28 protein-coding genes are annotated in these 21,087 nt (G+C 53.4%); 11 read left to right on the forward strand and 17 right to left on the reverse strand.

Features of this window, described 5'->3' with window-relative positions; genetic code table 11:
- Positions 1-50 precede the first annotated feature (50 nt).
- From METMA_RS0110505 to yjgA, 3 genes are read left to right on the forward strand one after another with little or no spacing between them, the layout of a single operon-like run.
- Positions 51-566: a DNA-deoxyinosine glycosylase gene (locus tag METMA_RS0110505; protein ID WP_020159051.1), complete on the forward strand. Its 516-nt coding sequence runs from the start codon at positions 51-53 to the stop codon at positions 564-566.
- Between the two features lie 24 nt (positions 567-590).
- A complete protein-coding gene (locus METMA_RS0110510; protein ID WP_020159052.1) occupies positions 591-779 on the forward strand; it encodes a hypothetical protein in 189 nt (62 codons plus the stop codon).
- A 5-nt stretch (positions 780-784) separates the two neighbouring features.
- Positions 785-1,369 (forward strand): ribosome biogenesis factor YjgA, encoded by a 585-nt coding sequence (yjgA, locus tag METMA_RS0110515; protein WP_020159053.1) that lies wholly within the window; start codon positions 785-787, stop codon positions 1,367-1,369.
- Positions 1,370-1,373: 4 nt separating this feature from the next.
- On the opposite strand, the gene dinB is transcribed toward yjgA, so the two are convergent.
- The 9 genes from dinB to METMA_RS0110555 all read right to left on the reverse strand — a co-directional run bounded on the left by dinB (position 1,374) and on the right by METMA_RS0110555 (position 9,000).
- Positions 1,374-2,453 (reverse strand): DNA polymerase IV, encoded by a 1,080-nt coding sequence (gene dinB, locus METMA_RS0110520; RefSeq protein ID WP_020159054.1) that lies wholly within the window; start codon positions 2,451-2,453, stop codon positions 1,374-1,376.
- A 6-nt stretch (positions 2,454-2,459) separates the two neighbouring features.
- Positions 2,460-2,774: a DUF4389 domain-containing protein gene (locus tag METMA_RS0110525; protein ID WP_036292707.1), complete on the reverse strand. Its 315-nt coding sequence runs from the start codon at positions 2,772-2,774 to the stop codon at positions 2,460-2,462.
- Between the two features lie 8 nt (positions 2,775-2,782).
- Positions 2,783-3,820 carry a DUF2333 family protein gene (locus METMA_RS0110530; RefSeq protein ID WP_020159056.1) on the reverse strand — a complete coding sequence of 346 codons (1,038 nt, stop codon included), beginning with the start codon at positions 3,818-3,820 and terminating at the stop codon, positions 2,783-2,785.
- A 113-nt stretch (positions 3,821-3,933) separates the two neighbouring features.
- On the reverse strand, positions 3,934-4,842 hold the full coding sequence (xerC, locus tag METMA_RS0110535; protein ID WP_020159057.1) for a tyrosine recombinase XerC: 909 nt from the start codon (positions 4,840-4,842) through the stop codon (positions 3,934-3,936).
- Positions 4,843-4,846: 4 nt separating this feature from the next.
- A complete protein-coding gene (locus METMA_RS0110540) occupies positions 4,847-5,530 on the reverse strand; it encodes a DUF484 family protein (RefSeq protein ID WP_020159058.1) in 684 nt (227 codons plus the stop codon).
- A complete protein-coding gene (gene dapF / locus METMA_RS0110545; RefSeq protein WP_020159059.1) occupies positions 5,527-6,354 on the reverse strand; it encodes a diaminopimelate epimerase in 828 nt (275 codons plus the stop codon). The genes METMA_RS0110540 and dapF overlap by 4 nt, the downstream gene beginning before the upstream one ends.
- Positions 6,355-6,406: 52 nt before the next feature.
- Positions 6,407-7,654, reverse strand: a complete 1,248-nt coding sequence (lysA, locus tag METMA_RS0110550; RefSeq protein WP_020159060.1) for a diaminopimelate decarboxylase — start codon at positions 7,652-7,654, stop codon at positions 6,407-6,409.
- 2 nt (positions 7,655-7,656) lie between these two features.
- Positions 7,657-7,806 (reverse strand): LPS translocon maturation chaperone LptM, encoded by a 150-nt coding sequence (gene lptM, locus METMA_RS28205; RefSeq protein ID WP_408605801.1) that lies wholly within the window; start codon positions 7,804-7,806, stop codon positions 7,657-7,659.
- Positions 7,807-8,010: 204 nt separating this feature from the next.
- Positions 8,011-9,000: an ABC transporter ATP-binding protein gene (locus tag METMA_RS0110555; RefSeq protein ID WP_020159061.1), complete on the reverse strand. Its 990-nt coding sequence runs from the start codon at positions 8,998-9,000 to the stop codon at positions 8,011-8,013.
- Positions 9,001-9,174: 174 nt separating this feature from the next.
- On the opposite strand from METMA_RS0110555, the gene METMA_RS0110560 reads away from it, so the two are divergent.
- Positions 9,175-9,978: a substrate-binding domain-containing protein gene (locus tag METMA_RS0110560; protein ID WP_020159062.1), complete on the forward strand. Its 804-nt coding sequence runs from the start codon at positions 9,175-9,177 to the stop codon at positions 9,976-9,978.
- 51 nt (positions 9,979-10,029) lie between these two features.
- A complete protein-coding gene (locus tag METMA_RS25785; protein ID WP_020159063.1) occupies positions 10,030-10,911 on the forward strand; it encodes a fructosamine kinase family protein in 882 nt (293 codons plus the stop codon).
- Here the strand turns inward: METMA_RS25785 and METMA_RS0110570 are convergent.
- Together METMA_RS0110570 and METMA_RS0110575 are read right to left on the reverse strand one after the other, a co-directional pair.
- Positions 10,796-11,836, reverse strand: coding sequence for a homoserine kinase (locus METMA_RS0110570; protein ID WP_020159064.1), 1,041 nt, complete (start codon positions 11,834-11,836; stop codon positions 10,796-10,798). The genes METMA_RS25785 and METMA_RS0110570 overlap by 116 nt on opposite strands.
- A gap of 11 nt (positions 11,837-11,847) precedes the next feature.
- Positions 11,848-12,183 (reverse strand): DUF2782 domain-containing protein, encoded by a 336-nt coding sequence (locus tag METMA_RS0110575; protein WP_020159065.1) that lies wholly within the window; start codon positions 12,181-12,183, stop codon positions 11,848-11,850.
- Positions 12,184-12,411: 228 nt separating this feature from the next.
- Here METMA_RS0110575 and METMA_RS0110580 point away from each other — a divergent pair, with 228 nt between their 5' ends.
- Together METMA_RS0110580 and METMA_RS0110585 are read left to right on the forward strand one after the other, a co-directional pair.
- Positions 12,412-13,713, forward strand: a complete 1,302-nt coding sequence (locus tag METMA_RS0110580) for an NAD(P)/FAD-dependent oxidoreductase (RefSeq protein WP_020159066.1) — start codon at positions 12,412-12,414, stop codon at positions 13,711-13,713.
- Positions 13,714-13,749: 36 nt separating this feature from the next.
- The gene (locus tag METMA_RS0110585) at positions 13,750-14,280 is read left to right on the forward strand and encodes a YcxB family protein (RefSeq protein ID WP_020159067.1); all 531 of its coding nucleotides are present in this window, start codon (positions 13,750-13,752) and stop codon (positions 14,278-14,280) included.
- Between the two features lie 155 nt (positions 14,281-14,435).
- On the opposite strand, the gene METMA_RS0110590 is transcribed toward METMA_RS0110585, so the two are convergent.
- The gene (locus METMA_RS0110590; RefSeq protein WP_020159068.1) at positions 14,436-14,615 is read right to left on the reverse strand and encodes a hypothetical protein; all 180 of its coding nucleotides are present in this window, start codon (positions 14,613-14,615) and stop codon (positions 14,436-14,438) included.
- 35 nt (positions 14,616-14,650) lie between these two features.
- Between METMA_RS0110590 and METMA_RS0110595 the strand changes: the two genes are divergently transcribed.
- The 4 genes from METMA_RS0110595 (at position 14,651) to METMA_RS0110610 (ending at position 18,170) form a co-directional block, all read left to right on the forward strand.
- Complete coding sequence (locus METMA_RS0110595) at positions 14,651-16,534, forward strand: ATP-binding cassette domain-containing protein (protein WP_020159069.1); 1,884 nt, start codon at positions 14,651-14,653, stop codon at positions 16,532-16,534.
- A gap of 192 nt (positions 16,535-16,726) precedes the next feature.
- Positions 16,727-17,239, forward strand: coding sequence for a hypothetical protein (locus METMA_RS0110600; protein WP_020159070.1), 513 nt, complete (start codon positions 16,727-16,729; stop codon positions 17,237-17,239).
- Positions 17,240-17,247: 8 nt separating this feature from the next.
- The gene (locus METMA_RS0110605) at positions 17,248-17,691 is read left to right on the forward strand and encodes a universal stress protein (protein WP_020159071.1); all 444 of its coding nucleotides are present in this window, start codon (positions 17,248-17,250) and stop codon (positions 17,689-17,691) included.
- Positions 17,692-17,756: 65 nt separating this feature from the next.
- A complete protein-coding gene (locus METMA_RS0110610; protein WP_020159072.1) occupies positions 17,757-18,170 on the forward strand; it encodes a TM2 domain-containing protein in 414 nt (137 codons plus the stop codon).
- Positions 18,171-18,240: 70 nt separating this feature from the next.
- Here the strand turns inward: METMA_RS0110610 and METMA_RS0110615 are convergent, their stop codons facing one another.
- The 5 genes from METMA_RS0110615 to METMA_RS0110635 all read right to left on the reverse strand — a co-directional run bounded on the left by METMA_RS0110615 (position 18,241) and on the right by METMA_RS0110635 (position 20,863).
- Positions 18,241-18,444 (reverse strand): cold-shock protein, encoded by a 204-nt coding sequence (locus tag METMA_RS0110615; protein ID WP_020159073.1) that lies wholly within the window; start codon positions 18,442-18,444, stop codon positions 18,241-18,243.
- A gap of 145 nt (positions 18,445-18,589) precedes the next feature.
- The gene (locus tag METMA_RS0110620) at positions 18,590-19,000 is read right to left on the reverse strand and encodes a CBS domain-containing protein (RefSeq protein ID WP_020159074.1); all 411 of its coding nucleotides are present in this window, start codon (positions 18,998-19,000) and stop codon (positions 18,590-18,592) included.
- A complete protein-coding gene (locus tag METMA_RS0110625; protein WP_020159075.1) occupies positions 18,997-19,347 on the reverse strand; it encodes a P-II family nitrogen regulator in 351 nt (116 codons plus the stop codon). The genes METMA_RS0110620 and METMA_RS0110625 overlap by 4 nt, the downstream gene beginning before the upstream one ends.
- A gap of 8 nt (positions 19,348-19,355) precedes the next feature.
- The gene (locus METMA_RS0110630; protein ID WP_020159076.1) at positions 19,356-20,132 is read right to left on the reverse strand and encodes a DUF1538 domain-containing protein; all 777 of its coding nucleotides are present in this window, start codon (positions 20,130-20,132) and stop codon (positions 19,356-19,358) included.
- Positions 20,129-20,863 carry a DUF1538 domain-containing protein gene (locus METMA_RS0110635; RefSeq protein ID WP_020159077.1) on the reverse strand — a complete coding sequence of 245 codons (735 nt, stop codon included), beginning with the start codon at positions 20,861-20,863 and terminating at the stop codon, positions 20,129-20,131. Before METMA_RS0110635 ends, METMA_RS0110630 begins: the two co-directional genes overlap by 4 nt.
- Between the last annotated feature and the right edge of the window lie 224 nt (positions 20,864-21,087).

Here is a 21,087-nt window from a genome sequence, read left to right on the forward strand (position 1 = left end):
GTATTATCGCAAAATTGATGGGCTAGAAATTAAATTTTACCTAAGTAAGTATGGCTGAAATTGAAGGATTTGCTCCGATTGTTTCCAAAAATGCGCAGGTATTGATATTGGGTTCCATGCCCAGCGAGGTTTCCTTGCTTAAGCAACAGTACTATGGTCATCCGAGCAATGCATTCTGGCCGATCATGGGCGCGTTATTCGGCGCATTCCCGGAGCTTTGCTATGAACGGCGCAAAACCATTTTGATGGAAAACGGTATCGCGGTCTGGGATGTGCTGCAAAGTTGCCATCGGCACGGCAGCCTGGACTCGAATATCAAGTTGTCATCGATACGAATCAATGATTTTGCCGGTTTTCTTGGCGAGTACCGGTTGATCAGGCGTGTGTTCTTTAATGGCGGTATGGCTGAAAAGGTGTATAAAAAACATATTTTGCCGGGCCTGGATCAACGTTTCGCCTATCTTGCCTATCAGCGTCTGCCGTCAACGAGTCCGGCCCATGCATCGCTGAATTTAGCGCAAAAGATTGAAGCATGGAAAGTCATTAAACAGCCTGTGGTAAAGTAGCGTATTTATTATGGCGAGGCAGAGATGGAAGCATTTTCAAGCTGGGAAAGTCTATTGTTAGGTGTCATGGTGCTGCTGATTATTTTCTGGATGCGGCCCGGTATCAAGGCATCATTCGAGCACAGCCGGAAAGCGCCGGCAGACTGGATGGCGGTGTTGGTGCCTCTGGGTCTGGTCGTGCTGTTTGTGATTTTTTTAATGGTAGTGGTTTAGATCAAATGAGCGAAGAAGAATACGAATACGAGTATGAATACGATGACGACGAGGAGGTGGAGTATTATGCGGTCCGCCCCAACAAGTCACAGCAAAAGCGCGATATGGCGGCGCTTTTTGCCTTGGGCGAAGAATTGTCGGGATTGCCCGAGGCGCAATTGAAAATGCTTGAATTGCCTGAAAACCTTTATAAAGCTATCGCTCAGGTCGCCGGCATGCCGCTTAAAGGGGCAAGAAAACGGCAACTGAAATTTATTGCCGGACAATTGCATAAAATCGATATAGCGCCCATTCAGGAAAAACTGGCGCGCTTTAAAAGCAAAAGCGCCCATGCCGTCAGGGAGCATCATATCGTCGAGCGCTGGCGGGACAGGCTGATTGCGGAAGGCGATGAGGCGCTGGCCGAGTTGCTTGATGAACAGCCTCAGGCGGACCGGCAGCAGTTAAGGCAGATGATACGCAATGCCCAGAAGGAAGCAGCGGCGGCCAAGCCGCCTAAATCCTCGCGCTTGTTATACCGCTATCTGAAAGAAGTCTTCAATTTCGAAGAGGGTGAGCCGGTTGACGATGAGCCGGAGTCGGATCTGTAGCGGCTCAGTTAAACAAATCCATTTGCTGAAAATGCGTCAGTCTGGATTGGTTTTCCAGCGATGACAGGGTGATTCCGAGCAGCCGTACTTTACGTGTGCCGATATCGGTATTTCGTAATAAATCTTCCAGGATAGCGAACGTGCCCGTTGTGGCTGTCACGGCATGGGGCAGGGTCCGGCTGCGCGTGATCTGGACAAAGTCGTGGTATTTTATCTTGACGGTCAAGGTATAGGCGGCCAGCCGTTTCTCGGCGGCTTTTTCCAGGGCTTTTTCCAGCAGGCTGTGCAGTTGCGCCATCACCTCCGGCCGGGCCTTGATGTCCTGCTGAAACGTCGTTTCCACGCCTACCGACTTGCTGGTTCTCTGGCTGTTGACGGGCCTGTGGTCAATGCCGCGGCAGATGTTGTAATAATGGTGTCCGGACTTGCCGAAATGCTGCTGCAAGAGCGCCAGCGACAGTTTCCTTAAATCCTTGCCGGTCTGTATGCCCAATGCCTGCATTTTCCGCGCTGTCGCTCTGCCTATGCCGTGAAATTTATCGATACTGAGTTGTCCGGCAAAACATGCTCCCCGTTCTGGCGTGATGACATAAAGTCCATCCGGTTTATCCATGTCCGAAGCAATCTTGGCGAGGAATTTGTTGTAAGAGATGCCGGCCGAGGCGACCAGTCCGGTTTCGCGTTTAATCGTTGCCTTGACGGCTTTGGCAATGAGCGTGGCCGAGCCCTGATGCAATTGGACATCGCTGACATCCAGATATGCTTCATCCAATGACAACGGTTCGACCCGTTCGGTATAGTCGGTGAAAATTTTTCGAATGGTTTGCGATGCCTGCCGGTAGGCATCAAAGCGGGGCTTGACAAAAATAGCCTGGGGACACAGGCGGTAAGCCTGCGATGACGGCATTGCCGAATGGATGCCGTATTGCCTGGCCTCGTAGCTGCAGGTGGCGACGACGCCGCGCGAGTCGGGCGCGCCGCCGACGATCAATGGCTTGTTTCGATATTGGGGGAAATCCCGTTGCTCGATAGCCGCGAAAAAAGCATCCATATCGATATGAATGATTTTGCGGATATCATCCATGGCGTACTATTTTTTGGAGTTCCCCGGCTTGGGCAGGTTCAGCTCCTCGGTTATCTGCCAGTCCGAGAACGGGAAAGGCATCGTGTCGGTATTGAAAGTCAGAAATAGCAGGATATGGTAGGTGTACGCCGAAAGGCTGCGTCCGAAATTGAGAATGTTGCTGTTGGCTTTGCCGGTCAACAACATCGATGCGACTTGCAGCAGAATAACCGCCCATAACAGCATTCTGACCAGGCTGATGATGGCGGCGAAAATCAGCATAAAGAAAATCCGTTTCCAGGTGCCGAGCTGTTTCAGGTTTTCATTGATTTGTTCTTGCATGCTTGGCATTAGCCTCGGTTCATGATGTCACGCAAATCCAGCGCCGCCGCGTTGCAACGGGCGATATAGGTGGCCATGGTCAAGGAATAATTAGCGAACAGGCCGTAGCCGCCGCCATTTAAAACCATCGGGCTCAAGATGGGGGCGAGAGCGTTTTCCAGTGACTTGATCATAATATCGACTGTGTTCATGGCGCGTTTATCCAGCAGAATGTCATGGAAATCATGCTTGATGGCCCTGAGGATATGCAATAAGGCCCAGCTGGCGCCACGCGCTTCATAGAATACGTCGTCGATTTCCAGCCATGGGGTCTGGGCTAGTATCGGTGTGGTTTTGGCTTGGCCGGATTGGAGCGCGGCGCCCGGTTCAATGACGGCCATGCCGGGCATGAGCTCCGCGCCGGCCGTGCTGGCGCTCAGGCGCGTGGACAAGCCGCCCAGGCGTTTGATCACAATCTCCACGTATTGCCACAGATTGTCGGCTCTGGAATAAAACTGCGCGTGCTTTACGGGGCCGCCGTATTTGTGTAGGCGCACCATATATTTGTGCAGCGCCTCGATGCCTTTTTCATATTCCGCTTCCGTTGACGGCAAGGCCCATGAGTTGTGTTCATAGTAGAAATAAGGTTCCGCCACAGCCAGATCCGGATCTTCGGCGGATTGTGACTGGTCCCGGGCAAAATGGTTTCTTAATGCCGACGCGGCATCGCGCAACATGACCAGTGCGCCAAATTCCCAGCTGGAAATGTTATCCAAAAAAACGCCGGGAGGCGCGACGTCATTGGTGATGTAGCCGCCGGGCTTGTGCAGCAGGACTTCGGCGATATGGGCCAGCGTGTTGGCGTAGGTATAGCCCACCGGCATTTCAGTGTTGTTGGTTTCCTTGGCTCTCAGCAGAGCCTCTTCCTGTACATTGAATTGATCCGGTTCACTTCCCCACCAAGCGCCCAGGATGAAAAGCACGACCAGTACAATCAGGACTAAAACGCCAAAGCCCCAGAGTATTCCTTTAGATTTTATGTCTTGCAATGTATCGCTTGCCGCCATTTCAGGTGTCCTGTAAAGAAGAATGTCTGCGTGATAAAACAGATGCTTTGTATACTAAAATTAGTTCACATGGTAGCAGATTTTTTAGATCTTTGCCCGGTCCAAGCGACAGCCTAGTCTGATTTTTTTCTGGCTCTCGGATGGGCTTTATCGTAGATTTCAGACAGATGCTGGAAATCCAGATGAGTATAGATTTGCGTCGTGCTGATATTGCTGTGCCCGAGCAATTCCTGCACCGCTCTTAAATCCTGGCTGGATTCGAGTAAATGACTGGCGAAGGAATGCCTGAGCATATGCGGATGAAGGTGTTCGGCAATGCCTTTCTTTTTACACCATTGCGCCAGCCGTAACTGGATGCTGCGCTGCCCCAGTCTCGTACCCCGGCTGGAAATAAACAAGGCCGGTTCAGCGGCGATAGCCATTTTTAAACGCTGAGCCAGCCAGTTCTCCAGGCTGTCGACGGCTTTGCGGCCGATAGGCAATAGCCTTGATTTGCCGCCTTTGCCGGCGCGGACGATCAGCGAGCGGTCGGGCAAATCAATATCGGTCAGGTTCAGGGCGGCCAGTTCGCTCAGACGCAGTCCGGACGAATAAAATAATTCAAACATGGCCAGATCGCGTATTTCCAGCACGGAGTCTGCCCCGGCTTCCAGCAAACCGTTGACTTGATCCACATCCAGCGTTTTAGGCAGCTTTCTGCTTTGTTTGGGGGCTTTGACATATTGGGCCGGATTATTGTCGGCCAGACGGTTTTTCAACAGGAAATTGTAAAAGCTGCGAATTGCAGACAGTTCGCGTTGCAGGCTTTTACTGCCGATGCCCTGACGGTGCCGGCCGGCGATATGGGCCCGGATATCGCTCTGCGTAAGATCAACCCAGCGGTCGATGGCTTTATCCGTGCAATAGCGAGTCAGCTGTCGGATGTCCCGTCGGTAACTGTTTATCGTGTGTTCGGAAGCGCGCACCTCAACCTGGAGCTGGTCGAAAAAGGCTGTTAACGCATGTTCGGCATCGGTATGCATGGCGTTATGCGGCAAGCAATGAAATCAGCCGGGTACCGATGATTTCGCTCATCTGGGTCAGGAACAGATTGCCCATGCTGTAATGAAACCGGCCTTCTTCACGGCTGCCGATGGCCACGATGCCCTCGAGCTCGGTAAAAATCATGGGAATGATGGCACAGGATTTGACGTCCAGCGCGGCATCACCAAACAGCACTTTGGCCTGGGCCAGAGTCGGGCGGCCGCATTTTGGCTGATTGGCGACCAGCTCTTTGCTGAAGGGCTCCAGATCTTCGCAGCCCGGCGTGATAAACAGGTTGGCAATCGAGGCGTCCGGATTGTGCTTGATGATGCGGATCGCGACAAAATCGGTCAGGAAATAGTCGGACAACACCATCTCAAGATTGGCGACAGCTTCTTCCAGCGTGGAAGCGTCAAGCAGTGCCAGGGTAAGCTTGTGCATGCGGTTGATGGACGTATCGTTGTCCCGGGCTATCTCAATCAGCGCCGTCAGCTGGTTTTCCTGCTCCTGATGTTTGTTTCTGAAAATTTCCAGCTGTTTTGAAATCAGGGATACGGCGTTGCCGCAAGGGTGCGGGATGCGCATCTTCTCCAGCAGATGCAGGTGGTCATTGAAGAACTCCGGATGACACAGCAGATACTCTTCAACCTGAGTCGCAGTCAGTTCGGGTGTTCGCCGTGCATTCATAAATTTAATGTCCCATCGAAAACGGAGACCGCAGGTCCCCTCATGAATACCGGTTCGCCGCGGCCGGCCCAGCTTATTTTCAGTTCGCCGCCGGGCAATTCGACGAAAACGTCAGGCTCCAGCAGATTATGCTCGATACCGATTACCACGGCGGCACAAGCGCCGCTGCCGCAGGCCAGCGTTTCACCGGTGCCGCGCTCGTAAACACGCAGTTTGATTCGCTGGCGGTCAACCACTTGCATAAAGCCGATATTGGCGCGTTCCGGGAAAACCGGGTGACGTTCCAGTTCTCGGCCCAGTTCGGTCACCGGCGCGGTTTTAATATCATTAACCTGCAGCACGGCGTGCGGATTGCCCATTGAAACCGCGCCGAACGCTTTCTCCGTATCGTTTACCGTGACCGTGTAATATTTGGATTCCTCCTCGGCCAGCATAGGGATTTCGTCAGGCGCATGCCGCGGAACCCCCATATTGACCGTAATCAGGTCATCCTCGTCAAATCGCAGCAGCAGTTGGCCCGAATTGGTGTCGACGCGTATTTCGTTCTTGTCGGTCAGCTGTTTATCGCGCACGAAACGGGCGAAGCAGCGCGCGCCATTACCGCATTGGGCGACTTCGCTACCGTCGGCGTTAAAAATCCGATATTTGAAGTCGGCATCGTCACTGAGCGGCTTTTCAACCAAAAGCAGCTGGTCGAAACCGATGCCGAAGTGCCGGTCGGACAGCTGCCTGATCTGATCGGCGGTTAAGTCGACGTGTTGATTGATGGCGTCAATGACCACAAAGTCATTGCCGAGACCGTGCATTTTAGTGAAGTTGATCATTTACGTGGCTTGTTAAGGAATAGAGTGGATAGTTAGGTTCCGGCACCAATGCTCAAGGCAGTAACTGCTCTCCAGCCCAAAGCTGGGCGATCGTTTCTCTTGCCCTGATCAAATGCAGATTGCCGCCGTCGACCATCAGTTCGGCAACACGCGGCCTGGAATTATAATTTGAACTCATGGTGAAACCATAAGCGCCCGAAGACCGTATCGCCAATAAGTCGCCCTGGGAAATTTTAAGCATGCGCTCCTTGCCTAAAAAATCGCCGGTCTCGCAGACCGGACCGACGATATCCCAGCGCATCTCTGGCTCCTGGCTTTGCTTGTTGACCGGAATGATGTCTTGCCAGGCGCTGTATAAGGACGGGCGCACCAGGTCGTTCATGGCCGCGTCGACAATGGCGAAGTTCTTGTGGGCCGTGGGTTTGAGGTATTCGACCTGAGTCACCAGGATGCCGGCATTGCCGACGATGGCGCGGCCGGGTTCCAGCAGGATTTCAAAATCGTTGGCGCCCAGGTGCGCCAGCACGGCTTGAATGTAGTCGACCGGCTCGGGCGGTTGTTCGTCTTTATAGCGGATGCCGAGTCCGCCGCCCAGGTCCAGATGATGCAGTTGGATGCCTTCGTCCTTGAGAACTGACACCAGATTCAGTACGCGGTCCAGCGCATCCAGGAAAGGCCGGGTTTCGGTCAGTTGCGAGCCAATGTGGCAGTCTATGCCGATCACCTTGATGTGAGGCATGGCGGCAGCCCGGCGATACTCGTGCAGGGCCTGGTCAATGTCGATGCCGAATTTGTTCTCTTTCAGGCCGGTCGAAATATAAGGGTGGGTTTTGGCGTCGACGTCGGGGTTGACCCGGAAAGACACCGGCGCAATAACGCCCAGTTGCCCGGCCAGCCGATTGATCCGGTCCAACTCGCCGCTGACTTCGATATTAAAGCAGCGTATGCCGGCTTTCAGCGCGGCGAGGATTTCGTCTTCGCGCTTGCCGACGCCTGAGAAGACGATTTTTTCAGGAACGCCGCCGGCGGCAAGAACGCGCTCCATTTCACCCAGCGAGACAATATCAAAGCCGGACCCCAGGCGGGCCAGCAGATTGAGAACGGCAATGTTGGAGTTGGCCTTGACGGCATAGCAGATCAGGTGCGCCTGGCCGCCAAAGGCTCGGTCAAAGGCCTGCCAGTGTCGTTCCAGTGTGGCTCTGGAATAAATGTAGCACGGACTGCCGTATTTATAGACGATATCCTGCACGGCAATATCTTCCGCGAACAGTTCGTCGTTTCGGTAATTAAAATAATCCATTTTTATTGGTCTTCTTCCGGTTCTGCATGAATTGGCGGGGGTTGATCCGGCAAGTAAAGCGGGCCCGGCTGTCCGCAGCCTGCGGCGACTGAGCCTAGCAGTAATAATAGTAGCAATTTATAATTTTTCATGAGGTGTTCTATAAAAATCATAGTCGACAACCATGCGCCCAATAGGGATACATGGGCAAAACAGTTCACATGATAAGCCGAATTATAATAAAAGGCCTACAGCTTTATGGATTTGTCCGATCATGGTCTACAGCGAGTGCCGGTAGGGGATAAGATCAACTTTTAAAGTCGCGGGCGATTCGCGATTTTAACTGAAACCGAATGTCTGTTGAACTTTCTTTACCGCTAAAACACAACCACCGAATTGGATTTGAAATGGATCCAGACCAGGTCGCCCAGGGAAAGATCCAAATCCTGCAGCGCCTCATAGGTGATCAATACCTGAAAAATCTCGCCGGCCTCGACGGCGACTCTGACTTTACCCATTTCCTCCGAGATCGATACGACTCTGCCGTGGTAGCGGTTGCGAATACTGGAAACCAGCGGCTGCCTGGATAGGACGATTTCGCGCGGATCGATGGAGACATGCCGGCAGGCGGGCGTGTCACGAGGCAGCATGATCCGTATCTTGCCGGTGTCGAAAATATGCTCTTTCCCGGCCTGGCCATGGTACAGATTGATCAGCGGCGATCTGATCAGTTCGCCCTGAACCAGCGAAATGACATCTTGGGCCAGCGCCAGTCCCTGGAGACGGTTATGCGTGCTGAAAACCAGGGTTCCCTGTGTTTCTTCGATATACGATGAAATAAATGCCTCCAGCCGCAACGCGCTGGCCTGGTCCAGATAACTGAACGGCTCATCCAGCAACAGCACGTCGGGACCGGTGATCAGGGCGCGCGCCAGCGCCGCTTTTTGTAGTTCGCCGCCGGACAAGGTTTTGGCCTGCAGATCGATCAGATGGAGGATATCAAGGCGTTCCAGTGCGGCATGGATTTTTTCCGGCCATAAGGTTTTAGGCAGGCCCTGCAGTTTCAAGGCAAGGGTCAGATTGTCCCGTACAGTGCCGCGCAGCATATAGGGTTTTTGCGGCAGGAACCCGATACGTTTTCTGAGCGACGGATCGATGGCTTTAACCGGCTCGCCGAAGAACACGATACGGCCCGTGGCGGGCGCCTCAAGAAACGCCAGCAAATGCAGCAGCGTACTCTTGCCGCAACCATTGGGACCGATCAGCGCCGTGACTGTTCCGGCATGAACGGTGAGCGCCGGCAACGACAAGGCGGTTTTTTCACCATAGCGAAAGCGGATATTATCCAGTTGGTAGGCACAGGTCACCTGCTAACGTCCTCGTCTTTCCAAGGCATTGGCGGGCAGCCGCGATAAATATGGGTCATAAGGCCGGTATTACGGAAACAAAACGCCATTTTATCAGTAAACTATGCAAGGCGGTCACTTCGGCAAGATGGTGAAGTGACAGAATTTCTCATTCAAACGACAGGCTTTCAAACCATGAAAAAAATAACCATAGGATTGGCACTGTGCGCCATATTATTTACCGCTCGGGTCAGCGCCGAAAGCATACTGCGTATGTCGACGACGACCAGCACCGAGAACTCGGGGCTGCTGCAGGTATTGAATCCGGTTTTCGAAAAAAAATACGGTGCGCGCCTGGATGTCATTGCGGTCGGTACCGGCAAGGCCTTGAAACTGGGCGAAAACGGCGATGTGGATGTGGTTTTCGTGCATGCGCCCAAGGCCGAGGAAGCCTTCGTCAATGCCGGCTTTGGCGTCGACCGCAAGGCCGTCATGCATAACGATTTCGTCCTGGTCGGCGCCAAAGCCGACACCGCGGCCGTGAAGGCGTCCGGATCGGCCGCGGAAGCCTTTTTGAAAATCAGCCGTGCCGCCGCGCCTTTTATTTCCCGAGGCGATGATTCAGGCACGCACAAGAAAGAACGGGAATTGTGGCGGACGGCCGGTGTGGAACCGAAAGGCAGCTGGTATGTATCGGCCGGGCAGGGCATGGGCGCGGTGTTGAAAATGGCCGATGAAAAACAGGCTTATGCCCTGGCCGACAGAGGCACGTTTATCGCGTATCAGGACAAAACCGACCTGGTCATCGTATTCGAGGGCGGCGAGAACCTGCTGAACCCTTATCATGTCATAGCCGTTAATCCTGCGCGCTTCCCGCATGTGAATTATGATCTGGCCAGGCAATATATCGATTTCATCACCGGCGAAGAGGGACAGGCCATTATTCGTTCCTTTAAAAAAGACGGCCAGGCGTTATTCACGCCCGATGCCGTGCAATAACGGCAAATAAGCCCGTTTTTGAAGAGTATTTTGGCAATCTGGCAGGTAATCATGAATTGGCAGACTATTTCAGAACACATCGAGGCGGCGACAGGGCAGCCTTTTACGGTCTTATCGTCACAAGCCGTGGGCGGCGGCGATATCAATTCCGCGTTTCGGCTGCAAGGGCGGGACAGGAGCTATTTCGTGAAGCTCAATCGCGCCGGCCTGGCGGCTATGTTCGAGGCCGAATTCGAAGGGCTCAAGGAACTGGCATCGACGCAAGCCCTGCGCGTGCCGGCGGCCATCACTGCCGGCAGCACGACCGATCATGCCTTTCTGGTGCTGGAAAACATTGAGTTCGGCTCATCGAACAGGGCCTCCGAGCGACTGCTGGGTCAGCAGCTTGCACGCCTGCATGCCGTGAAACAGCCGTATTTCGGCTGGCACCGCGACAACACGATCGGCAGCACGCGACAGCCCAACGGGCAATACCACGATTGGCCGGGCTTCTGGCGCGAGCAACGCCTGGGCTTTCAGTTGCAACTGGCGGCGGCGAATGGCCACGGCGGCCGGCTGCAAGCGAGCGGCGAGCGGCTGCTCGGCGATCTGGACGCCTTGTTTGACGGTTACGCGCCCGAACCTGCCCTGCTGCACGGCGACTTATGGGCTGGAAATGCCGCCGTGGACAAGCAGGGGCTTCCCGTTATCTTCGATCCGGCCTGTTACTACGGCGATCGCGAGGCCGACCTGGCCATGACCGAACTGTTCGGCGGTTTCGGCCGGGATTTTTATGCCGCCTATCGGGATGCCTGGCCCTTGGATGACGGCTACCGTGTCAGGAAGACGCTGTACAATCTGTATCATATTCTGAATCACCTGAATCTGTTCGGCGGCGGTTACCTGCGCCAGGCCGAGAGCATGATGGCCCAGCTGCAGGCCGAGGTGGGATAGCCGGTGTTTGCCGTCGGTGCTGTTCCAGAATATGCCTGAAAACCAGCGGGTCTTTCTGCTGGGTTATTTCGCCGGGACGCGGCTGTAGCCGATGCAACAGTCGCGATAGCCAGAAGCGCAAAGCGGCGGCTCTGAGCATCAGCGGCCAGCGCTGTTTTTCCAGCGCGTCCAGCGGCCGCAGGGATTCATAAGCCGACAGCAAAGCCATGAATTTTTCCGGATTCACGGTGCCGCTGTCGCAACACCAGTCATTGGCCGTAATCGCGATATCGAGCAGCAGCGTATCGGTGCAGGCGCTGTAGAAATCCAGCAGGCCGCTGAGTTGCCCGTCCGCGAACAGGACATTGTCCGTGAACAGATCGGCATGAATAACACCGCGCGGCAGACGGTCCGTGCGGTATTGGCGTTGAACACGCAGTTCATCGTCGATCAAGGCTCGGTCCGCCTGGCATAAGGACGGGCCGATATCCGCGAACACGCGTTGGCACCAGTCCAGCCCTCGGCGGTTGTTTACCGGAAACACGTAGTCTTGCGTGGAGCGGTGCAGACCTGCCAGGTGCAGGCCGATCTGCCGGCAATGCGCGATCGATGGCGAGTCGACGGCGCTGCCCGTCAGGCGCTTGAACAGCGCAGCCGGTTTGCCGTTCAGCACGCGCAGCGGATTCGTTTGCAGGCCGGACAAGGGACGGGGGCAGGGAATTGCGTTTTTGTCCAGGTACGTCATTAACGCCATGAACGACGGCAGGTCTTTGGCCGTCAGCGACTCGAACAGGGTCAGGACGAAGCGGCCCCGCGTGGTCGTGACGAAATAATTGGTGTTCTCAATGCCGTCTTTGATTCCTTCGAAATCGATGACTTTGCCGAGGCTGTAAGTGCTGAAGAAGCGTTCGAGTTGTTGGCGGGTTACGGGCGTATAAACAGACACCGGTTATATTGTTACCATTCCAGCAGTTTCCACATGTTGATGTTGCCCTCTCTGTTGGCGTCATCGCGGCGCACATCCATTTTGCCGTCATTATTGGTATCCAGAAAATAATAAGGCGGGCCGATATCCGGTATGACCTTGACCATATATAGTTTGCCGCCCCGGCGATATTCTTGTATGGTCTGCTTGCCTTTGCGGATAATGGTGATATCGGGTTCGAGCGTCTCACCGCTTTGCACGGGCATGGGCGGTTCGGGCACTTCCGGTACGGCCTCAATTCTGGGCGGTTGCTCATCAACAGCAAAAGCTGGAAAGGCCACAAGGCCAAGAAATATAAAACGGCGCATGGTCGTGCCTCATTGAGAATAAAAACTGGCCTATCTTATTACAGTTTGCAGCGGTTTGCTTGATTAAAAGCAAGCTTGAATATGAGCAAAATCAGTCGCCGGTACATTGATTCGCTATAATGCCGTAAAAAAGAGCCTGTGCGATTCGGCAATATGCACAGAGCGCATATAACGAGGGGTTGGTTTTTCAGGTCCGTTCAGTTCGGGCGGACATTTTGGGGGATAACAATGGCTGACAATAACGAAAAACATAAAATAGTGATTGTGGGGGGCGGGGCCGCGGGTCTTGAGCTGGCTACCCGTCTCGGCAATAAATTAGGCAAAAAAGGGCTGGTTGAAATCACGCTCCTTGATGCTTCATCGACGCATATCTGGAAACCGCTGTTGCACGAAGTGGCCGCCGGCACACTCGGCGAAACCGAAGAAATCGAATATCTGAATCAGGCGCATCGCAATCATTTCCGTTTCAGGCTGGGCCGAATGGAGGGCCTGAACCGCAGGAAAAAGGAAATTTATGTCAGTCCGACCCTGGGCGATAAAGGCGAAGAACTGATCCCCCGGCGCACTTTCAGCTACGACACGCTGGTCATGTCGGTCGGCAGCGTCAGTAACACGTTTAACATTAAAGGCGTGGCCGAGCACTGCATGTTTCTGGATACGACTTCACAGGCGTTCAAGTTTCAAAAGCAACTGGTTGAAGCCTATATGAAGAGCCATGCCGGCAGCAACACCGACAATAAACCGCTGTCGATCGCCATTGTCGGCGCCGGCGCCACCGGGGTTGAGCTGTCGGCCCAACTGCATGAAGTCACCGATCTGCTGGCCGTTTATGGGCTGGATGAATCCAGCAACGTCAAGCTGACCATTATCGAGGCGGCGACCCAATTGCTGCCGGCCTTGCCGAGCAAACTGGCGATCGCGACGCAACAGCAGTTGATCAAGCTGGGCATCGATCTTAAGATGGGCCGCCGCGTGGTCGAGGTGACGAAGGAGGGCATCAAAACCCATGACGGAGAAATGATCGAAGCCGACCTTAAAGTCTGGGCCGCGGGCATTAAAGCGCCGGACTGGATGAAACAACTGGACGGACTGGAAACCAATCACATCAACCAGCTGGTGGTCGATCAAACGCTGAAAACCAGCGATGACGCTATTTTCGCAATGGGCGATTGCGCCGCCTGCCCTTGGCCCGACCATGATGAAAATGTCCCGCCCCGGGCGCAGGCCGCCCATCAGCAGGCATCGGCGCTATACAAAACCCTTGTCAACCGGTTAAACGGCCGCCCGCCGGTCAACTATGTTTATCGCGATTACGGCTCGCTGGTTGCGTTGGGCAAATACACCACGGTCGGCAATTTGATGGGCAATCTGATGGGCTCGGTCAGCGTCGGCGGTTTCATTGCACGCGTGGTTTATCTGTCGCTTTATAAAATGCACCAGGTGGCGATACACGGCTATTTCAGGACGGCGATGCTGACCCTTTCCAATCTGTTCAGACGCAGCGCGCATGCAAAAATAAAAATGCATTAACAGCGCCTTATTTTTTTAAATTTACCAGAAATTATCATGTTAGAAATTGAATACGAGTTCCGCGAAGAAGACCTGATCCATTTTAATGAATTACAGTTTACAAGGTCCGAGGAAATACAAAAAAACATCCGGAAAAACCGTCTGATCGTCCCCGGCATCCTGGCGCTGGTGGGTTTTTTCTATTACATCTATTACCGGGACATGATGTCGGCAGGTTATGTCATGATTATCGCCGTTCTGTGGGGACTGCTGTCGCCCAAGATTATGATGCTGGATTTGCGCCGGCAGATATTGGCCAATTACACCAACAAGGAAAAGGTCAATATGTTCGGGACTTATACCTTGACCATCGATCCGGCCAACCCGAAATACCTGCTGGAGAAATCGCCCAGCGGCAAGCATAAAATGGCTTGGGAGGACTTGGTGCGGGTCGAATACGGCAAGCGCTATGTCTATATTTATGTCGATTTGAATACGGCCCTGGTTATTCCCGTGGAAACGGTGAAAAAAGGCAATCTGGAACAATTCGCCGAACAGGTGGAAAAAATGATAGAAAGAGCGAGTTAGGAACGTGAATTTTATAACTTCCGCAACTGACTTGTCTTTCCGTCCATCTTCGGCGTTGCGCAAACAGTTACATAGCTTGCTATGCGCCTGTTTGCGCGCCTTGAATATGAACAGAAATCCTGCCTCATTTGCGGGTCTTATTTCATTCCCATTCCTTAAAGGCCGGCATCTCTTTTTTGAATGTAATAACGGCAGGCATCCACACAGTCAGGTTTGGTTTTATACGGTCCGCTGATCATGTCGACGGTATAAAACCACCAGCCCTGTTCATTGACATAATATCTATCTTGCGGCCTGAACAAGGGATGCGGCGGCTTGCGGGATTTGTTTTTCATCTGGCTATTTTAGCTGATTTTAACGCTGTACTTTCATGTTGAATTTTAAAAATATTTCATTGCGCCGGGGCGCCCGGGTGTTGTTCGCCAATGCCTCGTTCACTATCCACAAGGGGCAGAAGGTCGGGGTGACCGGTGCCAATGGTGTCGGCAAGTCCAGCCTGTTTGCGCTGCTTCGGAACGAGCTGCACCTGGACGAGGGCGATTTTTCCATGCCGCCGGGCCTGGAAATCGCGCATGTGGCGCAGGAAACGCCGGCCGTCGGCTGCTCGGCCATCGATTATGTCATCGACGGCGACCGCGAATTAAGACATCTGCAACAGCAACTGGCCGCCGCCGAACAGGCCGATGACGGCTTGAAGCAGGCGCAGCTGCACGCGACACTGGACACCATCGGCGGTTATACGGCTCAGGCGCGGGCCTCCCGGCTGATGAGCGGCCTGGGCTTTACGGCCGATCAGGAACGGAACCCGGTCAGTTCGTTTTCGGGCGGCTGGCGCATGCGCCTCAATCTGGCCCAGGCCCTGATGTGCCGCTCCGATGTCCTGCTGCTTGACGAGCCGACCAACCATTTGGACCTTGATGCCGTGATCTGGCTGCAGGACTGGCTGTGCAAATATCCCGGCACGCTGCTGCTGATCTCGCATGACCGCGACTTTCTCGACGCCATCACCGACCATATCGTGCATATCGAGCAGAGCAAGGCCGAAATCTATACCGGCAATTACTCGGCCTTCGAAAGAATGCGCGCCGAAAAGCTGGCGCAGCAGCAATCCGCCTACCTGAAGCAGCAACGCGAAATCGCTCATATGCAAAGCTTTGTCGACCGGTTCAAGGCCAAAGCCACGAAAGCGCGGCAGGCGCAGAGCCGCATCAAGGCCCTGGAAAGAATGGAGCTGATCGCGCAGGCGCACGTCGATTCGCCGTTCAACTTCAGCTTTCCAAAGCCCGGCAGAATGCCCAACCCCTTATTGATACTGGATAAGGCCGATATCGGCTATGGCCAGACGCGCGTGATCGAACAGGCCGGCCTGTCGATATCGCCGGGCGACCGCATCGGTCTGCTGGGCCCGAACGGCGCCGGAAAATCCAGCCTGATCAAAGTGCTGGCCGGCACCATGCCGCCGTTATCGGGAACGCGGCTGGAAGCGGACGCGCTGAGAATCGGCTACTTTGCCCAGCATCAGCTGGAACAATTGCGCACGGATGAGAGTCCATTGTGGCATCTGCAAAAATTGGATAGTCAGGCCAACGAGAAGGATTTGCGTAATTTTCTGGGCGGTTTCGACTTTCAGGGCGACAAGGTTCTGGAAGCGGTCAAGCCCTTTTCCGGCGGCGAAAAAGCGCGCCTGGTCCTGGCGATGCTGGTTTATCAAAATCCTAATCTACTGCTGCTCGACGAGCCGACCAACCACCTGGACCTGGAAATGCGCCATGCCTTGAGCGTGGCATTGCAGGACTACGAAGGCGCCATCGTGGTCGTATCCCATGACCGGCACTTGCTGCGTTCGGTGACCGATCAGCTGCTGCTGGTGGCCGACGGCAGGGCGAGGCCGTTCGACGGCGATCTGGATGATTACCGCCTGTGGCTGGCCGAGCAGAAAAAAGGCGAGGAAAAAGCCGTGGCCGAAGCCGCGCCGACTGTTTCGCGCAAAGACCAGAGAAAACTGGACGCGGAACGCCGACAGAAATTCAAGCCCTTGTTCGATGCGCTGAAAAAAGCCGAGCAGGCCGTTGAAAAATATCATGCCGAACAGCGGCAACTGGAACTGCAGTTGGCCGATCCCGCAATCTATATCGATTCGGAAAAGGAGCGCTTGAAAAAACTGATGGAGCGGAAAGCACAGGTCGACAAGGCGCTGGATGAAGCCGAAGCCGCCTGGATGGAAGCCGAGGAAAGGCTGGAAGAGGCTAAATAAAGCCGGGTAAACGAAATAAAGACAGCATCATCAACTTAAAGCATGGGACCATGAACGAGGGCATTGTCAAGTCGTGGGGTACGCATTGCGAATCCCTTTCAGCTATTGAATAGACGGACTTTCTGCTTGAGTCGATGCTGGCCAATAATAATAAATATTGCCGAGGTTTAACGCGCATCAGGAAGGAAGATAATGTTTGAAATCATAAAGCTGTTGTTTGATATCTGCCTGTTCAGGAAAGGGCCGCAGCATTTGCCCTATTCGCCCTGGCTGCTACGCATAACCGTAGTGGTTTATGCCCTGGTCAATTTTTTGATGATCAATATCGGCGTCAACCGGCTTTATACCTTGCTGATGGTTGGTGTTGGCATCCTGCTCGTGGTCGGATTCAGCTGGACCATGCTGTACTTCGGACATAAGCGGGCACGGTTCTATCAAACCACCTCCGCGCTATTGGGTACGGACGCCATGATCAGTTTTTTCGCCATGCCCGGGGTTGCTTCAATGATGACCGGGGGCATGACTTTATTGGCGTTTTCAGTCATGATAGGTCTGATGATCTGGCATTGGGCGATTACCGGTCATATTATCCGCCATGCGCTGGACCAGACATTAATGTTTGGCCTGGGGCTGGCGTTTTTATACTTACTGGCATCGTATCAGGTAATGGCCTTGTTGTTTCCTGAAGCGGCCGGCATTGAATAGGAGGCATCATGGGAGAGTATAAACATATATTATTGGCGGCCGACTTTTCCAAGCACGGAGAGGAAGTCGCAAATAGAGCGAAGGATCTGGCTGACAAATATCAGGCAAAGCTGAGCATCGTGCACGTCGTGGACAATCTGCCGCTGACCGATGCGGCCTATGGGCCGGTTATTCCGTTCGATCTGGACTTGACCGAAGAACTGATGACGGCGGCAAAAAGCAGATTGGCCACCCTGGCCGAAACGCTTGGTATCGCCGAGGATCGCCGGTGCATTGCGGTCGGCAGCCCGAAGCTGGAAATAATCCGGATAGCCGAGGAAACCGGCGTCGATTTGATTGTCGTCGGCTCGCATGGCCGGCATGGCCTGGCGTTGTTGCTTGGTTCGACGGCAAACGGCGTATTGCATCACGCGCATTGCGATGTGCTGGCCGTGCGTTTGAAAAATGAGTAAAAAATTGATTGGGCGCACCTGACTAAAAATTAATAAAGCGCCCTTATATTGAAAGGTAACTATAAATGATTGGACAGATTGAAAGCTATGATCCTGAGGCAAAAACCGGGTTCATAAAAAGCGATGAAGCATTGTTTGAATTCAAGACCGGTGACTGGATGGCGGAACCATTGCCGGAAACAGGCGATGATGTCAGTTTTGACGCGGAGGGCAATGCGGCCGTCAACGTGAACCTGGTGGGGGCGTATCTGGCTAAGCCGGAAGCCGTTAAATACCGGTATCTGGCGGCCGTGCTGGGGCTGGTTTTAGGCGGCATCGGCGCCCATCGCTTTTATCTGGGGCATTATTGGATCGGCCTGGCCCAGTTGGCGCTGACTTTTGTAACAGGCGGGTTCGGTTTGCTCTGGGGGTTTGTTGAAGGGGTTCTGCTTTTTGGCGGGCAGCTGGACAAGGACGCCAAGGGCCGTCCTTTAAAATAGCTTGCCGACAGCTATAAAAAAGGCCCGGATGATGACTCATCAGGGCCTTTCGGAATCTGAATGCAATCCCTTATTTAGGCTGCACGTTAGCGGCGGTTAAGCCTTTTGGACCAGATTCGATGTCAAAGATGACTGTTTGGCCTGGAGACAATGTTTTAAAACCTTCTCCCTGAATAACCGAATGGTGAACGAAAACATCCTCGCTACCTTCTGAAGGTTCAATAAAACCAAAACCTTTTGTGTTATTAAACCACTTTACAGTGCCTGTTGCCATTTTGAAAACTCCTGAAAAAATAACTTACGGTTAACACAGAACTAAAACATTGATAACCGGACAACCTAACAACCTAGGGATCCCTAACTCAACATCTGCCTTCTGATCGCGGGCTATTGTACTGTTATTTTTAGCTGGATGCCATCTATTGGAAAATTTTATAGAGCCCGTCCAGCACCAGTGCATTGGGGCTTACCATGCCGATCACTTCTTTATTTTCAACGACCGGCGCCCTGACCAGATTATAATTGGCGAACAATCTCGAACAGTAGCGAATATCCATATCCGGCGGCACGCTGAGCACCGGTTTTGTCATGATTTCATAGACGTTGACCCGTTCCGGGGCGCGGTCTTTCGCCAGCACATGGCGGGCTATGTCGCCGGACGTGATCATGCCGAATTCATCGTCATCATGGCGCTTGTTGACGATCAGCACGGAGGTTTTAAGTGTTTTCATTTTTTTCAGGGCATCGGAGACGGTGGCAATGCCGTCAATGGTGCCGACCTGGGTTTTCATGATATCCCTGACGCGGGTTATTGGCTTGTTGTCATTCATATCTTGTCCTCGATTTCATGGGTTAATTCTTCGACCTGATGCATGACGCCAATGGCATCCTCGACATCGATCTGGAAAGCGATGCCGGTGCCGGGCCGGCTGTCAAATTGGGCGGCTTGCGCGACAGTCTCGAGAATATGCCGGCTCAGATGCTCTTCCACCAACAACAGCAGAACATCGCGTTGTGTCTCCAGCGTCAGGCCAAAAAAAGTCTTGGATTGATTAAGGCCTTCGCCGCGGGCGTTATTGACAACGGTTGCGCCCTTGGCGCCGTTTTTACGCGCCGTTTCAAGCACCAGATCGGTTTTATCATCATCGACAAGCACGATAATTAGTTTGAAATGCATGGTTAACCTCAGGATTTAGAAGAAGTTCTGCTGGCGAGCCAGTGTGCAATTTGCGCATAACCCAGTACAGCAATGATAGGAAACAGGCTGGCAAAGGCGATCAGGCCAAAGCCATCCAATAACGGGTTGCGGCCGGGTATGGCTTCGGCCAGTCCCAGACCCAGGGCCGTAACCAGCGGCACGGTGACCATCGAGGTAGTCACGCCGCCGGAGTCATATGCCAGGCCGATAATCATCTTGGGCGCAAAGTACGTTTGTATGACAACGATGCCGTAGCCCGCAATAATGAACAAAGAGAGGTCCAGGCCGGTGACAATCCGGAATGTACCCAAAGCCAAGCCCAAAGCAACTCCCAAGGCAACCGCGATTCGCAATCCCCAGGCATTGATGGTTCCGCCTGAAATTTGTTCGACTCTGATGGCAACCGCCAGCAGGGCAGGCTCGGCTAAAGCTGTGGCGAAACCGATACTGCCGGCAAAAACATACACCCAAAAATAGGCGAACCAGGATACAGGTTGGTTGGTAGGATTGATGCCCAGGAATTCAGGCGAAGTCAGCTGAGATGCCATCAGACTCCCAAGCGGGAACAAGGCCATATCCAAACCCTCCAGAAAAACAACGATGCCAAGCAGGACATAGAAAAAACCTATCAGCGTTCTTTTGGGATGTGCCAGGGGCTTTCGAATTACCCATAGCTGAAAACCGATAATCGTTGCCGCGATAGGCAGAATATCCCGGCAGGTTTTCAGCAGTTCAGTTAGCAAATGTATTGACCATTCAATCATATGATCATCCCGTAAGCCATGACGGAAATCATCGGCATCAATACTGCGAAGACGATAAGCCCGAAGCCGTCCGTTACCGGGTTGCGGCCTTTGATGGCCGTGGCCAGGCCGACGCCGAGCGCGGTCACCAGCGGCACGGTAATGGTGGATGTGGCGATAGCGCCTGAGTCATAGGCGATGCCTACGATCTCCGCAGGTGCAAAAGGCGTCATGACTGCAACGCCGCCAAAACCCAGGAAAACCGGGTAATAGACCGGCCAGCCGCGGATAATTCTGAGTATGCCTATTAAAATAGCGAAACCGATGGACAGGGCGACGATAATTCGTAGCCCTAATGCATAACTGTCCTTGGCAGCCTCAGTCTGTTCAATAAGTCCTCCCGTGCCGGCTATATTGGCGGCTTTCTCGGCAATGGCTATGAGTGCCGGTTCGGCAATCGCCGCGCTAAAACCCAGACAGAAGGCGAAGGACAATAGCCAGAACACACTGCCTTTGCGGGCGAACGCATGGGCCATCGACTCTCCCAGCGGAAACAGGCTTTGTTCCAGACCTTGAACGAACAAGGTGAGGCCGAGCACTACCAAAAGCGTGCCGATAACTAAATCGGATACATCGGGAATGGGCAGCTGAATTACGAAAACCTGAAAGATAATCACGACAGCAAGGATCGGCAACAGATCCAGAAAGCTGCTGAATAGCTGCTTGATAAACGGGTGGTTCAGAAATCGCATATTTAAGATAAATTCTTCCTCATTAATCTGATCAAGTTAATCAACAATCCCGCTATAAATCAAGCCGTGCTTGAGGCTGGAATAATGCCGGTCATTAACAGGTATTACGTATAAATCTTTCTCGTGTCCCGGGGAAGATAACCTACATCGCCTATGAATTTGACCCTGCGCCTGCGTAACATCCGTTATTAATTAACATATCTGGCTTGAAAACGGCCGAATTA

Source organism: Methylobacter marinus A45 (genome assembly GCF_000383855.1).
In the GTDB taxonomy this organism is placed as follows: domain Bacteria; phylum Pseudomonadota; class Gammaproteobacteria; order Methylococcales; family Methylomonadaceae; genus Methylobacter; species Methylobacter marinus.

Excerpts from the sequence above, each read along its gene's own strand:
- METMA_RS0110505 (WP_020159051.1), top strand. The coding sequence starts at position 51 with ATGGCTGAAATTGAAGGATTTGCTCCGATTGTTTCCAAAAATGCGCAG.
- METMA_RS0110510 (WP_020159052.1), top strand. The coding sequence starts at position 591 with ATGGAAGCATTTTCAAGCTGGGAAAGTCTATTGTTAGGTGTCATGGTG.
- yjgA (WP_020159053.1), top strand. The coding sequence starts at position 785 with ATGAGCGAAGAAGAATACGAATACGAGTATGAATACGATGACGACGAG.
- dinB (WP_020159054.1), bottom strand. The coding sequence starts at position 2,453 with ATGGATGATATCCGCAAAATCATTCATATCGATATGGATGCTTTTTTC.
- METMA_RS0110525 (WP_036292707.1), bottom strand. The coding sequence starts at position 2,774 with ATGCAAGAACAAATCAATGAAAACCTGAAACAGCTCGGCACCTGGAAA.
- METMA_RS0110530 (WP_020159056.1), bottom strand. The coding sequence starts at position 3,820 with ATGGCGGCAAGCGATACATTGCAAGACATAAAATCTAAAGGAATACTC.
- xerC (WP_020159057.1), bottom strand. The coding sequence starts at position 4,842 with ATGCATACCGATGCCGAACATGCGTTAACAGCCTTTTTCGACCAGCTC.
- METMA_RS0110540 (WP_020159058.1), bottom strand. The coding sequence starts at position 5,530 with ATGAATGCACGGCGAACACCCGAACTGACTGCGACTCAGGTTGAAGAG.
- dapF (WP_020159059.1), bottom strand. The coding sequence starts at position 6,354 with ATGATCAACTTCACTAAAATGCACGGTCTCGGCAATGACTTTGTGGTC.
- lysA (WP_020159060.1), bottom strand. The coding sequence starts at position 7,654 with ATGGATTATTTTAATTACCGAAACGACGAACTGTTCGCGGAAGATATT.
- lptM (WP_408605801.1), bottom strand. The coding sequence starts at position 7,806 with ATGATTTTTATAGAACACCTCATGAAAAATTATAAATTGCTACTATTA.
- METMA_RS0110560 (WP_020159062.1), top strand. The coding sequence starts at position 9,175 with ATGAAAAAAATAACCATAGGATTGGCACTGTGCGCCATATTATTTACC.
- METMA_RS25785 (WP_020159063.1), top strand. The coding sequence starts at position 10,030 with ATGAATTGGCAGACTATTTCAGAACACATCGAGGCGGCGACAGGGCAG.
- METMA_RS0110575 (WP_020159065.1), bottom strand. The coding sequence starts at position 12,183 with ATGCGCCGTTTTATATTTCTTGGCCTTGTGGCCTTTCCAGCTTTTGCT.
- METMA_RS0110580 (WP_020159066.1), top strand. The coding sequence starts at position 12,412 with ATGGCTGACAATAACGAAAAACATAAAATAGTGATTGTGGGGGGCGGG.
- METMA_RS0110585 (WP_020159067.1), top strand. The coding sequence starts at position 13,750 with ATGTTAGAAATTGAATACGAGTTCCGCGAAGAAGACCTGATCCATTTT.
- METMA_RS0110590 (WP_020159068.1), bottom strand. The coding sequence starts at position 14,615 with ATGAAAAACAAATCCCGCAAGCCGCCGCATCCCTTGTTCAGGCCGCAA.
- METMA_RS0110595 (WP_020159069.1), top strand. The coding sequence starts at position 14,651 with ATGTTGAATTTTAAAAATATTTCATTGCGCCGGGGCGCCCGGGTGTTG.
- METMA_RS0110600 (WP_020159070.1), top strand. The coding sequence starts at position 16,727 with ATGTTTGAAATCATAAAGCTGTTGTTTGATATCTGCCTGTTCAGGAAA.
- METMA_RS0110605 (WP_020159071.1), top strand. The coding sequence starts at position 17,248 with ATGGGAGAGTATAAACATATATTATTGGCGGCCGACTTTTCCAAGCAC.
- METMA_RS0110610 (WP_020159072.1), top strand. The coding sequence starts at position 17,757 with ATGATTGGACAGATTGAAAGCTATGATCCTGAGGCAAAAACCGGGTTC.
- METMA_RS0110615 (WP_020159073.1), bottom strand. The coding sequence starts at position 18,444 with ATGGCAACAGGCACTGTAAAGTGGTTTAATAACACAAAAGGTTTTGGT.
- METMA_RS0110620 (WP_020159074.1), bottom strand. The coding sequence starts at position 19,000 with ATGAATGACAACAAGCCAATAACCCGCGTCAGGGATATCATGAAAACC.
- METMA_RS0110625 (WP_020159075.1), bottom strand. The coding sequence starts at position 19,347 with ATGCATTTCAAACTAATTATCGTGCTTGTCGATGATGATAAAACCGAT.
- METMA_RS0110630 (WP_020159076.1), bottom strand. The coding sequence starts at position 20,132 with ATGATTGAATGGTCAATACATTTGCTAACTGAACTGCTGAAAACCTGC.
- METMA_RS0110635 (WP_020159077.1), bottom strand. The coding sequence starts at position 20,863 with ATGCGATTTCTGAACCACCCGTTTATCAAGCAGCTATTCAGCAGCTTT.